13 protein-coding genes are annotated in these 13,318 nt (G+C 37.0%); 5 read left to right on the forward strand and 8 right to left on the reverse strand.

Annotated elements, in window-relative coordinates:
* Positions 1-12 precede the first annotated feature (12 nt).
* The 6 genes from nqrF to ACXAGJ_RS12695 are packed head-to-tail and all read right to left on the reverse strand — an operon-like array spanning position 13 to position 6,135.
* Positions 13-1,323, reverse strand: a complete 1,311-nt coding sequence (gene nqrF / locus ACXAGJ_RS12670; RefSeq protein WP_474840382.1) for an NADH:ubiquinone reductase (Na(+)-transporting) subunit F — start codon at positions 1,321-1,323, stop codon at positions 13-15.
* Position 1,324: 1 nt separating this feature from the next.
* On the reverse strand, positions 1,325-2,041 hold the full coding sequence (gene nqrE, locus ACXAGJ_RS12675) for an NADH:ubiquinone reductase (Na(+)-transporting) subunit E (RefSeq protein ID WP_073321595.1): 717 nt from the start codon (positions 2,039-2,041) through the stop codon (positions 1,325-1,327).
* Positions 2,042-2,052: 11 nt separating this feature from the next.
* Complete coding sequence (locus ACXAGJ_RS12680) at positions 2,053-2,751, reverse strand: NADH:ubiquinone reductase (Na(+)-transporting) subunit D (protein WP_073321593.1); 699 nt, start codon at positions 2,749-2,751, stop codon at positions 2,053-2,055.
* A gap of 3 nt (positions 2,752-2,754) precedes the next feature.
* Complete coding sequence (locus ACXAGJ_RS12685; RefSeq protein ID WP_474840385.1) at positions 2,755-3,513, reverse strand: Na(+)-translocating NADH-quinone reductase subunit C; 759 nt, start codon at positions 3,511-3,513, stop codon at positions 2,755-2,757.
* A 2-nt stretch (positions 3,514-3,515) separates the two neighbouring features.
* Complete coding sequence (locus ACXAGJ_RS12690; protein ID WP_073321587.1) at positions 3,516-4,775, reverse strand: NADH:ubiquinone reductase (Na(+)-transporting) subunit B; 1,260 nt, start codon at positions 4,773-4,775, stop codon at positions 3,516-3,518.
* 4 nt (positions 4,776-4,779) lie between these two features.
* Positions 4,780-6,135 (reverse strand): Na(+)-translocating NADH-quinone reductase subunit A, encoded by a 1,356-nt coding sequence (locus tag ACXAGJ_RS12695; protein WP_474840387.1) that lies wholly within the window; start codon positions 6,133-6,135, stop codon positions 4,780-4,782.
* 187 nt (positions 6,136-6,322) lie between these two features.
* Here ACXAGJ_RS12695 and ACXAGJ_RS12700 point away from each other — a divergent pair, with 187 nt between their 5' ends.
* From ACXAGJ_RS12700 to apaG, 3 genes are all read left to right on the forward strand, one after another.
* Positions 6,323-7,591: a type IX secretion system plug protein gene (locus ACXAGJ_RS12700; protein WP_474840389.1), complete on the forward strand. Its 1,269-nt coding sequence runs from the start codon at positions 6,323-6,325 to the stop codon at positions 7,589-7,591.
* A gap of 141 nt (positions 7,592-7,732) precedes the next feature.
* A complete protein-coding gene (locus ACXAGJ_RS12705) occupies positions 7,733-8,884 on the forward strand; it encodes a DUF3667 domain-containing protein (RefSeq protein WP_474840391.1) in 1,152 nt (383 codons plus the stop codon).
* Position 8,885: 1 nt separating this feature from the next.
* Positions 8,886-9,272 carry a Co2+/Mg2+ efflux protein ApaG gene (gene apaG, locus ACXAGJ_RS12710; protein ID WP_073321576.1) on the forward strand — a complete coding sequence of 129 codons (387 nt, stop codon included), beginning with the start codon at positions 8,886-8,888 and terminating at the stop codon, positions 9,270-9,272.
* On the opposite strand, the gene ACXAGJ_RS12715 is transcribed toward apaG, so the two are convergent.
* Both ACXAGJ_RS12715 and ACXAGJ_RS12720 read right to left on the reverse strand, forming a co-directional pair.
* Positions 9,265-10,263, reverse strand: a complete 999-nt coding sequence (locus ACXAGJ_RS12715) for a DUF6695 family protein (protein WP_474840393.1) — start codon at positions 10,261-10,263, stop codon at positions 9,265-9,267. The two genes, apaG and ACXAGJ_RS12715, sit on opposite strands and share 8 nt — an antisense overlap.
* Positions 10,260-10,976, reverse strand: coding sequence for an NRDE family protein (locus ACXAGJ_RS12720; RefSeq protein WP_474840395.1), 717 nt, complete (start codon positions 10,974-10,976; stop codon positions 10,260-10,262). Before ACXAGJ_RS12720 ends, ACXAGJ_RS12715 begins: the two co-directional genes overlap by 4 nt.
* A 171-nt stretch (positions 10,977-11,147) precedes the next feature.
* Between ACXAGJ_RS12720 and pruA the strand changes: the two genes are divergently transcribed.
* Both pruA and ACXAGJ_RS12730 read left to right on the forward strand, forming a co-directional pair.
* Positions 11,148-12,776 carry an L-glutamate gamma-semialdehyde dehydrogenase gene (gene pruA, locus ACXAGJ_RS12725; RefSeq protein ID WP_474840397.1) on the forward strand — a complete coding sequence of 543 codons (1,629 nt, stop codon included), beginning with the start codon at positions 11,148-11,150 and terminating at the stop codon, positions 12,774-12,776.
* Between the two features lie 67 nt (positions 12,777-12,843).
* Complete coding sequence (locus ACXAGJ_RS12730; RefSeq protein ID WP_474840399.1) at positions 12,844-13,308, forward strand: GNAT family N-acetyltransferase; 465 nt, start codon at positions 12,844-12,846, stop codon at positions 13,306-13,308.
* The last annotated feature ends 10 nt before the right edge of the window (positions 13,309-13,318 follow it).

Below are 13,318 nucleotides of genomic sequence, written 5' to 3' on the forward strand. Positions count from 1 at the left end.
TAGAAAGAAATCTTATCCTCCAAAGTCGTCGAATCTGATATTCTCATCAGGAATACCAAAATCTTCACCCATTTTCTGAACGGCTTTATTCATTAATGGTGGCCCACAGAAATACAATTCTATATCTTCTGGAGCTTCATGATGATTCAGGTAATTATCAATCACACAATTATGTACAAAACCAACAAAACCATCTCCTTCGGCATCATTAATATCTTTTTTCACTGTCCAGTTATCTTCTTCTAAAGGCTCTGAAAGTGCTAAGTAGAATTTGAAATTGTCAAACTTCTTTTCTAAGTCATAAAAATGATCTAAGTAGAAAAGCTCTCGTTTAGAACGACCTCCATACCAATAGGTAACTTTACGTCCTGTTTCCAGAGTTTTGAATAAGTGATATAAGTGAGAACGCATTGGCGCCATACCTGCTCCACCACCTACATATAGCATTTCTGCATCAGACTCATTGATAAAGAACTCTCCGTAAGGTCCAGAAATTGTTACTTTATCTCCAGGCTTTTGTGCAAAAATATAAGAAGATGCTACACCAGGATTTACATCCATCCATCCATTTTTTGCTCTATCCCATGGCGGAGTAGCTATACGTACATTCAGCATAATATCACGTCCTTCCGCTGGGTAAGAAGCCATTGAGTATGCACGCTCCACAGTTTCTGTGTTTTTCATTACAAGAGGCCATAATCCAAACTTGTCCCATTCTACCTGGAATTTGTCTGGAGTTTCGTGCTCTTCTGGGTGCGCAGTAATATCCATATCAGAATACTTGATCTCACAAGGAGGAATTTCAATCTGGATATATCCACCTGCTTTGTAATTCATATCCTCAGGAATGCGTACAACGAACTCTTTGATAAACGAAGCTACGTTGTAGTTACGCACTACTTCTGCTTCCCATTTCTTAATACCAAATACCTCTTCTGGGATTTGGATATTCATATCTTGCTTTACTTTTACCTGACATGCCAATCTCGCTCCGTGTTGTAATTCTTTACGAGAAAAGTGTGGTGTTTCTGTAGGTAGTGCTTCTCCACCACCTTCTAGTACGTGACACTCGCATTGTATACAAGTACCTCCACCTCCACATGCAGATGGTAAAAATATTTTTTCGTTACCTAAAGTAGACAAAAGTGTTCCTCCTGAAGCTACTTCTATCTCTTTTTCACCATTGATGGTAATCTTTACTGGACCAGAAGGTAATAATTTATCCTTTGCGAATAGTAAAATTCCTACCAACACCAGGATAAGAACCAAAAAGGAAACAATGGTAATGGCTATTGTTCCACCGGTTGATGCTAATAATATCATATTATTTAAGTATTGTAACATTAGTATTTTGGGCTACTTCTTTTGTAGTCTTCTCTTCTTCTACCTGAACAGCTTTTGGCGCCTGCTTTTCTTCTTCATCTCCACCTGTTAACATTCCACCAAAACTCATAAATCCAATAGCCATTAACCCAGTAAGAATAAACGTAATTCCTAAACCTCTTAATGGTGCTGGCACGTTTGAGTATCTGATTTTTTCACGAATAGCAGCAATTGCCAAAATAGCCAAAAACCATCCGATCCCTGAACCGATTCCATATACAGCAGCTTGAGAGATATTTGCAAACTCTTTTTGTTGCATAAATAACGACCCTCCTAGGATGGCACAGTTTACCGCAATCAAGGGTAAGAAAATACCCAAAGAGTTATACAACGATGGAGAAAACTTCTCTACAATAATCTCTACCAATTGTACCATTGTAGCAATCGTAGCAATAAATAGAATAAAAGTTAAGAAACTTAAGTCATAACTCGCATATTCTGGACCTAACCATACTAATGCTCCTTCTCTAAGGATATATTTATCTAATAAGAAGTTTAATGGCACTGTAATGGCTAATACGAATATAACTGCTGCACCAAGTCCTACAGCTGTAGATACTTTTTTGGATACTGCAAGGTACGAACACATCCCAAGAAAGAATGCGAATACCATATTATCTATAAAGATCGATTTTAAAAATAATTCTAAATATTCCATGTTTCTTTCTTTTAATGATCTTCAATTAATGCTTTATTTTTACTTCTTTGGATCCAGATAATAATTCCAACAGTAATCAAAGCCATTGGGGCTAATACCATGAAACCGTTGTTTTCGTATCCAATAGCATACAATCCTGTTTTTTCGATAGGATCTCCTAGAACTTTGGCCCCAAAAAGAGTACCTGATCCTAGCAACTCTCTGAAGAACGCTACAATAATCAATAGCACTCCGTATCCAGCAGCATTTCCGATTCCGTCTAAGAAGGATTTCCAAGGTCCGTTACCTAAGGCAAAAGCTTCAAAACGCCCCATGATGATACAGTTGGTAATGATCAACCCGATAAATACCGAAAGTTCCTTACTCAGTGTATACGCAAATGCCTTGAGCACCTGATCCACAATAATTACCAAGGCAGCTACCACTACAAGCTGTACGATAATTCTAATTTTTGAAGGAATAATGTTTCTCATCAATGAGATCACAACGTTACCTACTCCCAAAACAAAAACCACAGATATCGCCATTACTATAGAAGGCTTTAACTGTGCAGTAATTGCAAGTGCCGAGCAAATCCCCAATACTTGAATAGTAATTGGGTTATTATCTGCTAGAGGATCCGTTAATAATTTTCTGTTCTTTTTTGAAAACAAAGGCTCTTTTGGCTCCTTTACTTTCGCTTCAACTTTTTCTTCTATTACTTCGGCCATAGCTTATTTTTTTAAAGTTTCGAAATAAGGTTGATACATTTTGATTCCTTTCTTCACCATCGCAGTAACACCATCACCAGTGATCGTAGCTCCTGCCAATGCATCTACCTCATTATCCTTTTTATCCTGATTCTTAGGATCTCCGTTTCCTTTCTTAACCGTAATTCCTTTGTAGTTTCCACTAGCGTCAAGAATGCTCTCTCCGATAAAATCATCTCTAAAATAAGCTTCCTTAATGTTAGCTCCAAGACCTGGTGTTTCTCCTTTATGATCAAAGAAAGCTCCTTTTACAGTTTTGAACTCTTTATCCAAAGAAACATATCCCCAGATTGCATCCCAAAGTCCATTTCCTCTTAAAGGAACGATATAAAATTCTTCTCCATCCTTTTTACCGATAAACAAAGGCATTTTACGCTCGTAATTAGCGTCTTGCTTTACTTTGTCATTCTCTTTCTTAACTTCTATATCGAAAGCGTCAGTTGTTTGCTCAGCTTTACTACCTACAATAATAAACTGACCTTTATCTCCAACATATTGATTGAAAAGATCCTCTGCTTGCTCAGGAGCAACAAATTCGTTAGGATCTTCGCTATCGGCGATTCCCATTGCAAACAGGATATTTTGTTGTTTTTCAGTTCTTTTATTTGCATCTATTCGCCCTTTCAAAGAAGACGCAGTAAATGCTAACAAAGATCCAACCACTACCACCATCGCTATAGCGAATATGATAGTATATGAGTTTTTATCTGTATTAATCGCCATGATTAAGCAGTTTTAAGTTTTAAACGTTTCATTCTTTTCTTCACATTACCTTGTACCACATAGTGATCAATGGTAGGAGCAAATACATTCATTAATAGAATTGCTAAGAATACTCCTTCTGGATATGCCGGATTGAATACTCGAATCAAAATTGAAATGAATCCAATCAAAAATCCGTAAATCCATTTTCCTTTATTGGTTTGTGAAGCGGTTACCGGATCGGTTGCCATAAATACAATACCAAACGCAATACCACCAACGATTAGGTGTTTCCAGAATTCAAGATCCATTAATGCATAGAACTTACTTGATTCTGCAATCCATCCTGCATTAGTGATTCCGTTAAAAATAAGTCCCATGATAAGTGCTCCAAGAACAGCACTCACCATAATTCTCCAGCTTCCTATTTTGGTAAAAATCAAGAATAATCCTCCTAACAATATCAAGATAGCCGAGGTTTCTCCCACAGATCCTGGAATGAAACCATAAAACGCATCAGCGATAGAGTAAGTTACCTCCTTACCGTGAGATGCAGTTTGTGCTAGGATCTCTTTCCCTTGTGCCAAACCACCTAAAATAGTTTCTCCAGAAATAGCATCCAATTGAGCTCCTCCTGCAATTTCATTAGCTCTTTCTACAGCTCCGTGCACCCACACCTTGTCTCCAGACATCCAGGTAGGATACGCAAAGAACAAAAATGCTCTGATCGTAAGTGCCGGGTTAAGAATATTCATTCCTGTTCCACCGAACACTTCTTTACCGATTACTACTCCGAAAACAACAGCTACTGCCAACATCCAAAGTGGTGTATCTACTGGTACGATTAACGGAACTAGCATTCCTGTAACCAAGTACCCTTCTTCTACTTCATGACCTTTGATTACAGCAAAAACGAATTCTACCGCAAGACCAACTCCGTAAGAAACAACTACCAAAGGAAGTACTTCCCAAAGTCCTACTATAAGGTTATCCAAAGTCCAGAACTCTGCACTTAAGAATCCTCCAGAAACTGCTTGAATTTCTCCTAAGGCCAAATGATGCTGATAACCGGCGTTAAACATTCCAAATATCAAACATGGTAGTAAGGACATGATTACCGTATTCATCGTACGTTTCAAATCATCCGCTGCACGAACATGTGATCCCGAATGGGTAGTTTCGTTAGGTAAATACAAAAAGGTATGGATTGCATTAAATGCAGGGGCCATCTTCTTCCCTTTATATTTAAGTTTTAGTTTATGTAATTTATCTTTTAATCCCATAGCACTATCCTATTTCTTTTAACATTAGGTCCAATCCTTCTCTAATTATCTGTTGGTGCGGTTGCTTTGACACACATACGAACTCTGTAAGAGCAAAATCTTCTGGAGCTACCTCGTACATCCCCAGTTGTTCCATCGCGTCCAAATCATTTACCATACAAGCCTTCAACAACTGTAATGGATAAATATCCAACGGGAAAACATTTTCGTAACTACCTGTTACCACAAATGCTCTATGCTCACCATTGGTATTGGTATTCAACGAGTACTTTTTATTTGGGAACAACCAAGAGAATGTTAGTGCTCTTGATGGAGATATTTTATTGAAAATTGGTTTGTTCCAACCAAAAAATTCGTAATCGTCACCTTCTGGAATGATTGAGATCGTATTGTGATAGTATCCCAAATATCCGTCAGGCTTTACATTTTCACCAGTTAATACATCACCGCTTATCACTCTGATGTTACTTTCATCGTGAACTCCAGAATCATACACCATTGTAGAAACTTCTGTTCCGATAACCGTTTTGTAATATTGAGGCTTCTTTACAGAAGATCCCACAAGAGCTATCGTTCTTTCGGCATTAAATTTACCTGTCAGTAGTAATTCCCCAATGATCACAAGATCCTGTGGATTTACTACCCAAACTACTTCTCCTTTATTGATAGGATCAATCTTGGCGATTTGCACACTTACGTTTCCTGCCGGGTGTGGACCAGACACTTTATGTAGTGTTACATTATTAAGGTTTGAAAGTGGAGAATTACCTTGTTTCCCTACAGAAACATGTACTTGCCCTTCGGTCAACTTGCTCAAGGCAGTTAATGCCACTTGCAGTTCATTTTCCTTTCCTTCTAGAACATAATCCAAATCTGCAGCCAAAGGTGCTGTAGCATATCCAGACACAAAGATTGCCTTTGGAGCAACATCTGGATTTGCGATTACATCATAAGGTCTTTGCTTGATAAATGGCCAACATCCCGATGACAACAAGTGGCTTTTTACTTCTTCGCCGCTCATTGCATTGACATCTTTGGTGCCAAAATCAGCAAATTTTTGTTCCTTATCTCCCAAAATCTTAAAGGCTAAGATTTTTCTTTTGGCGCCACGCACAATTTCAACTATCTCTCCACTTACTGGTGAAGGAAAAAGTATATTTTCATTAGATTTAGAGTGGAAAAGTGGTTCGCCGGCCTTAACTTCTGTACCTTGTTTTGCAATAACTTTTGGTACGATACCGTGAAAATCGTCAGGCTTAATTGCGTAAACATTACTTCTGATAGCGTTTACAGTTTTCTTTTCTGCTTCGCCAACAAGCTTAATGTCTAAGCCCTTTCTGATACGAATGTCTTTTGACATATTTGTAGTCTATGTTAATTAACTAAAAAAATCGTGCAAATTTACTAATTAAAACACGTAAGTGAAAGCAGGTTATGTTATAAGATTTTATTTATAATAATTCTAAATAAGCTTTTTTGATGAACAAAAACTCCTTTTATCTGTTAGGCATACATTTTGTTATATTTACATCCAGAACAAAGCCAAAATGTTAAAAATAAATAAGCCAGCGTTAGCGCTATTCATTCTGTTTATTGGGATTCATCAAATCATTATTTCTCAATCTCCGATTGATGAAGCACCCACTGCAGATTACATCAAAACCATTCAATTTTCTGGGGACCAAGAATTTGCAGGAATCCCTATCATCAAATTAGGGGATCCGATCCAAATTTCTTTTGATGATGTTAATGGTGATGAAGCTGATTACTATTATCGTATCACACATTATGATTTTGATTGGACTCCATCCGTGTTATATAAAAACGAGTTCATGGATGGCTTTGATGAAATCCGAATAGTGGATTACGAAAACTCCTTCAACACCCTTCAAATGTACAGTCATTACACTTTGGAAATTCCGAATCAGGATACTCGAGGATTAAAAGTAAGTGGCAACTACCTACTGGAAATATACAATGATGATGAAGACGTTGTATTCTCTAGAAAATTTATCATCTACGAACCCTTAACTACCGTTAAGGTATACACCAAAAGATCCCGTGACCTCAACTTTATCAATACCAAACAATCTGTACAGTTTGAAATAAATTCTCCCAGAGAAATCCTGAGAGATCCTAAAAGAACAGTAAAGACCTTGGTGATGCAAAACAATGATATCAAACAATCCATTACTGATTTGATTCCTCAATTCACCATTGCAAACTCTTTGGTATACAAATACGATCAGGAATCGGCTTTTTGGGGTGGTAACGAATTTTTGGCTTTCGACAATAAAGAAATCAGAGCCTCTACCGCAGATATCGAACGTATCGAACTCAATGATATTTACCATAATTATTTGTATCGAGACGTTGTTCGAGCAAACCGACGATACACTTACAATCCCGATATCAATGGGAATTTTGTAGTTCGTAATCTAAATGCAGGCAACAATAATGTCGAAGCTGATTACGCCTGGATACACTTTGCATTAGAATGCTACGAACCTTTGGAAGGAGGTGAACTTCATATCTATGGAAATTTCAATAACTACACTTTGGATGAATCCACTCGCTTGGAATACGACGAAGAAAGCGGTTATTATTTCCTAAAGAAGCTATTCAAACAAGGATTTTACAACTACAAATATGTATTAGTGCGGCCCGATGGGAGTATCGATCCTGGGTTTGTGAGCGGCAACTTCGACGAAACCGAGAATGAATATATCGTTATCCCTTATTACAGAGCCCCAGCAACACGCTACGATAGAGCCATTGGGAAAGGAATAGGAAATTCTGCAAACATCACCAACTAAAATCTGTACTTGAAATAAACGATATCTCTTTCACAGGACAATTAGAAGTTCGTACAACCATACTTACCTCTTATCAAGTGGGGAAATAACAAATAATTAACATAAAACCTTTATTTTAGACCCCAGTAACACATTTCTTACATGAAAAACAAGGGGAGATTTCTAAAAAAGTATCGAGGAAATGAATGTCTAAACTGTGGAGTACCATTGGATATGGTGGACAAATACTGCCATAACTGCGGCCAGGCAAACACCACAAAACAACTCTCTTTCAAAGATTTTTTTAATGAGTTTTTTGCTAGTATTTTCTCATACGATTCAAGGTTAAGACATACTATCATTGCACTTTTATTTAGCCCAGGCAAAATTTCCAAAGAATACATCAATGGAAAACGGGTGAAATACGCTAATCCTTTTCGATTTTACTTAAGCGTCTCTATCATCTTTTTCATCATCAATGGATTGTTTATTGATTTTGACAAATTCAAATCAAATATTGAAGAAGACGTCACCAAAACCAAAGCCACCTTGTCAGAATTAGAAGAAGGCATGAATGTTCCTGACTCCGTAAAACAAAGAGTTGCAGAACAAATCTCTGAGACAAGAGGTATTCCCGTTTCAGAGAGAGAAAAGATCAAAACCGCCATTTTACAAGCAGACAGCCTTAATTTATCCGCACTCAAAAATGACAAACCTAAGGAAGTTGCCTATTACACACAATCTCAAATCGATAGTATTGGTTTTTTCTCTAGACCATTCAAACTCTTCAAGATGTATGATGATCATTATGAAAAAACAGAAGAGAAATCTACTTATAAAGCACTAGCAGACCTCAAGCATGATGAAAATCGATTGAATAAATACATTTACAATCGAGTTAAGAAAACCAATAACATAAACGATAATTACGGTATAGAATTATGGAAGTTTATCTTTAGTAAATTACCTTTTATCATCTTTTTCTTTCTGCCGTTTTTTGCTCTTGCCATATGGTTTGTATACATCAGAAGATCCTATACCTATATGGAACATTTGGTATTCACTTTTCATACACAAACCGTGTTTTTTATTTTGATAGGAATATCCATATTGATTGGTCAAATCATACACAGTTCTGCCATAGGAATCACCCTTTTATTATTTCTATTTTACCTCTACAAAGCCATGCGTAAATTTTACAATCAAGGAAGATTCAAAACTATTGTTAAATTTCTGTTAGTAAACGTTTTATTTTTTATATTAGCAAGTATAGGATCTGCGATTACTTTGGTAGGATCGATTTTCATTTTTTAGTATGGTTCAACAAATAACTCGAGGCATAAAAATTTCGGTGGATACCACCTTTGAGGGTACGTTCTATAAGAACTACAAGATCCATTTTGCCTTTGGTTATAAGATCACCATTGAAAATCAAAGTAAAGATTCTGTTCAACTTACTTCTCGTTTTTGGGAAATCAAAGATGCGCTAAACAATACTGAAATTGTAGAAGGAGAAGGCGTTATAGGGAAAAAACCAGTACTAAAACCCGGAGAATCCCACACTTATAATAGCGGATGTTTACTAAGTTCTCCCTTTGGAGCCATGAAAGGCCATTATAACATGGTTAATTTTACTTCCACACGGAAATTTAAAGTAATGATTCCTGGCTTCAAATTATATGCTCCTTTTGCACTTAATTAACGATTCGCTCTACCAGATCAAACCTTATTTTTTCTCCGTTTTGTTCTATATGGCAATACTTACAATTTGAATCGTACACAAATCGATATGTTTGAGTAATATCAAATGCTGATTTTTCTGCTTCAAACAGCCCTTTGAAATCTTCTTCTCCGTATTCATCAAATCGTACAATTTCATACAAATTATGATGATTTTCGGGTATCCTAAGCTTAAAATAAGCACTACTCCCCGTTCCCGACAAGAAGCAAGCATCTTCTAAATGCTTAGGCTTCTTTTCCTGCCCTGCAGAGTCATTGGGATTTGGAACATTTTTATCAAAGTAATTGGTCATATTTTCTTTAAATGCTGACCCTTTGTATTCCTTGACTTCTCCTTCAATTACTTCATAAATCGGATTATGAACAGAGGATTTTTCTACATTTCCAACTGTACTAGGAGTAAATCTCTTGTTTCGAAGTAATGGCTTCCTAATTTTGTGATGATCCGTACCCGCTAAGATAGTGTCTGTAACGATTCTTGAACAATTACTCCCTTCTTTACCAAAAGCTTTATAAGGAATGCTTCCTTTTCCTTGTACCGAAAGCACATGCGCCCGAGCTTTTTCATAATCAATAAAATCACATACAGAAGCTACCAAACGTCCGCTACCATGAGTTTTGTGTGGATTTGCTTCTAACCAAACTAAAAACTCTTTTAAATTTTCAAGATTGTGATCCGGATCTAATATGGCTTTGAAAGGGATTTCGAGCTCTACATCGGTAATTGCACTGCGAACCCTACCATAACCCTGAGGTGTGATATACCTCCCAAAATCATAGTATTCAGCTCTTCCCGTCGAATTTTCTATTAACACAAATGCCGCATGTCCGGCTTTGATATATCTGTTCCTTCCTAAACCAAATATTGGAAGTAATTGCAATACAGATTCGTCAGAATATCGAACAAAGGTATCAGGAAAAGCAAGAGAAATTATTTTACCTGTATATTTCACGCAGTTATTGCCTCAAAAATAATCGTACTCACCTCACTGTCCTGTAGGTTTTCGTAGCGCATAGAAAGTTCTTCTTCATTTTTTACTACTTGCGTAATACTTCGGGTTTTCAAGAAACCTCGATCAATCTGAAGATCTACATCTTTATCGCCTATACCTGCATTTTTATGAAAATCTAATAAGGTATCTGAACTCAAAACATTTTCATTTTCAAAAGTTTCGAACCAGTCTTCTCTTATTTTCTTCATTTCTTTTGTATAAAGCGTAGATGACGACCAAATATGAGTTTCTTTTTCTAATTTTCTCACATGTTTTTTCTTGCCGTCCCACACTAGCTCAAGTAGCAATAGATCTGCACTCCAATTGGCAGCTACGATAGTAAATGGCTCTATCCCTTTTAGATTATACCTTGCTATAGCATTTTCAAGATCTTCAGCCTCTAATAGATCTTTAACTACGACCCCTCTACTCTGTCGGTAAGAAACCATTCTTTCATGGATTTCAAAACCACCGTTAAGCAAACAAATCATTGTATTTTTATCGCTTACCCCTATCCAGGTGCCTCCCGCAACTGCATCTTTTGGAAAAAGCATTCTCGTCCCATTTATTTGATAGAACTCCGGCAACAGCGTTTTTCGATTTATAGCCTCATCACGATTTGAGGTAAGAATAAAATTATTTTCTTGAGTTGGAATTAATGTTACTGTACACATAAATTTTGGGTCGGCTAAATATTCCACAACTTACAAAAAAAAATACATACTCCACAATGTTTATAAAAGGTTAAAATGGATAATACCCTTTTTAATTTTCTATCTTTGCCATCTAATTTAACTAACTCGTTAAATAACAAATCTTAATAACTATTAATAACACTTCTTATCATGGGAAAAGGTTTTTTTCAAGTTCCTACTGCCATTAATGAACCCGTAAAATCATATGCTCCAGGTACTCCTGAGCGTGAAGAGGTTCTGGCCACCTATAAAAAAATGTATAATGAAACTATAGATGTTCCTTTATATATAAACGGAGAAGAGATTACCACTGGCGATACAGCTACTATGTCTCCTCCTCATGATCACAAACATATACTTGGGACATATCATAAAGCTGAAAAAAAGCATATTCAACAAGCTATAGATACTGCTCTTGAAGCCAGAAAAAAGTGGGCCGATTTGCCTTGGGAACAACGTGCAGCGGTATTTTTGAGAGCTGCCGAGTTAATTGCAGGACCTTACCGTGCAAAAATAAATGCTGCCACAATGCTTGCGCAGTCTAAAAATATATTTCAAGCAGAAATCGATGCTGCTTGTGAGTTTATCGACTTTTTGCGATTCAATGTGGAATATATGACACAAATCTATGAGGACCAGCCAGATTCTACTTCTGGAGCCTGGAACCGATTAGAGTACCGACCACTTGAAGGGTTTGTATATGCTATTACACCGTTTAACTTTACTGCGATCTCTGGAAACCTTCCTGCCAGTGCTGCCTTGATGGGTAACACTGTGGTTTGGAAACCAAGTGATAGCCAGATTTATTCTGCAAAAGTGATTGTAGATATTTTTAAAGAAGCTGGAGTACCTGATGGAGTAATTAACGTAGTTTATGGAGATCCTGTAATGATCACAGATACAGTTTTGGCTAGTCCAGATTTTGCGGGTATCCACTTTACCGGTAGTACTCATGTCTTTAAAGATATTTGGAGTAAAATTGGAACCAATATCCACAATTATAAAACATATCCTAGAATCGTCGGTGAGACTGGAGGAAAGGATTTTATCGTTGCTCACCCTAGTGCTAACGCCAAGCAAGTAGCTACTGGTATCTCTAGAGGGGCTTTTGAATTCCAAGGTCAAAAATGTAGTGCAGCCTCCAGAGCTTATATCCCACAAAGCTTATGGGCTGATGTCAAAAAATATGTTCAGGAAGACATCAAATCCTTCAAAATGGGAAGTCCTGAAGATATGAGTAACTTCATTACTGCGGTTATTCACGAAGGGTCTTTTGATAAATTGGCCAAATACATCGATCAGGCTAAAAATGACAGTGATGCAGAAGTGATAGCTGGTGGAGGTTATGACAAATCCAAAGGATACTTTGTAGAGCCTACAGTAATTGTAACAAAAGATCCAAAATACACCACCATGTGTACAGAGCTTTTTGGTCCTGTAATCACTATTTATGTGTATGAAGACAGCGATTGGAATAACATGTTAACATTAGTAGATGGAACCAGCGAATATGCGCTTACTGGAGCCATATTCTCTACGGATCGTTATGCTGCTGCGGAAGCGACCAAAGCACTTGAAAATTGTGCAGGAAACTTCTATATCAATGACAAACCAACTGGAGCTGTTGTAGGACAACAACCTTTTGGTGGAGCAAGAGCTTCTGGAACCAATGACAAAGCAGGTTCATATTTGAACTTATTACGTTGGGTATCTCCTAGAACCATTAAAGAAACCTTTGTATCCCCATCGGATTACAGATATCCTTTCTTAGGAGAATAACCACATATCTTATAAATTTAAAAAGCGCCAATTGGCGCTTTTTTTAACCCTTTTTATAAAAAACATCATGATTATCAGATCAGCTACTATTGAAGAACTTCCTATATTACTCGATTTTGAACAAAAAATCATTGAGGCCGAGCGCCCTATGGATGTAACTCTGAAACAAAAAGAAGCTATCAGTTATTATGACATTGGTGCATATGTAACCTCCGATCATACAGAAGTAGCTGTTGCAGAAATTGATGGAAAAATTGTTGGCAGTGGGTATGGACAAATACGAAATCGAAAATCATTTTTCAAACAAAAGCAATTAGGATACATAGGATTTATGTATGTAAAAGAAGCCTATCGCGGGATGGGAGTGAGTCAAGCTATAATCCAGTATTTATGCAATTGGTTTGCGACCAAAAACCTGGAAGAAGTTCGACTTACAGTTTATGAAAAAAACCCAAGAGCCATAAGAGCCTATGAGAAAGCTGGATTTGAAAAACATCTCATTGAAATGCGTCTAAATTTAAAAGGCGAATAACCCAAGAAAT

It is taken from the genome of Aquimarina sp. AWH4_224 (assembly GCF_056160245.1).

Excerpts from the sequence above, each read along its gene's own strand:
- ACXAGJ_RS12705 (WP_474840391.1), top strand. The coding sequence starts at position 7,733 with ATGAAAAACAAGGGGAGATTTCTAAAAAAGTATCGAGGAAATGAATGT.
- apaG (WP_073321576.1), top strand. The coding sequence starts at position 8,886 with ATGGTTCAACAAATAACTCGAGGCATAAAAATTTCGGTGGATACCACC.
- ACXAGJ_RS12685 (WP_474840385.1), bottom strand. The coding sequence starts at position 3,513 with ATGGCGATTAATACAGATAAAAACTCATATACTATCATATTCGCTATA.
- ACXAGJ_RS12720 (WP_474840395.1), bottom strand. The coding sequence starts at position 10,976 with ATGTGTACAGTAACATTAATTCCAACTCAAGAAAATAATTTTATTCTT.
- ACXAGJ_RS12690 (WP_073321587.1), bottom strand. The coding sequence starts at position 4,775 with ATGGGATTAAAAGATAAATTACATAAACTAAAACTTAAATATAAAGGG.
- nqrE (WP_073321595.1), bottom strand. The coding sequence starts at position 2,041 with ATGGAATATTTAGAATTATTTTTAAAATCGATCTTTATAGATAATATG.
- ACXAGJ_RS12695 (WP_474840387.1), bottom strand. The coding sequence starts at position 6,135 with ATGTCAAAAGACATTCGTATCAGAAAGGGCTTAGACATTAAGCTTGTT.
- pruA (WP_474840397.1), top strand. The coding sequence starts at position 11,148 with ATGGGAAAAGGTTTTTTTCAAGTTCCTACTGCCATTAATGAACCCGTA.
- nqrF (WP_474840382.1), bottom strand. The coding sequence starts at position 1,323 with ATGATATTATTAGCATCAACCGGTGGAACAATAGCCATTACCATTGTT.
- ACXAGJ_RS12680 (WP_073321593.1), bottom strand. The coding sequence starts at position 2,751 with ATGGCCGAAGTAATAGAAGAAAAAGTTGAAGCGAAAGTAAAGGAGCCA.
- ACXAGJ_RS12730 (WP_474840399.1), top strand. The coding sequence starts at position 12,844 with ATGATTATCAGATCAGCTACTATTGAAGAACTTCCTATATTACTCGAT.
- ACXAGJ_RS12700 (WP_474840389.1), top strand. The coding sequence starts at position 6,323 with ATGTTAAAAATAAATAAGCCAGCGTTAGCGCTATTCATTCTGTTTATT.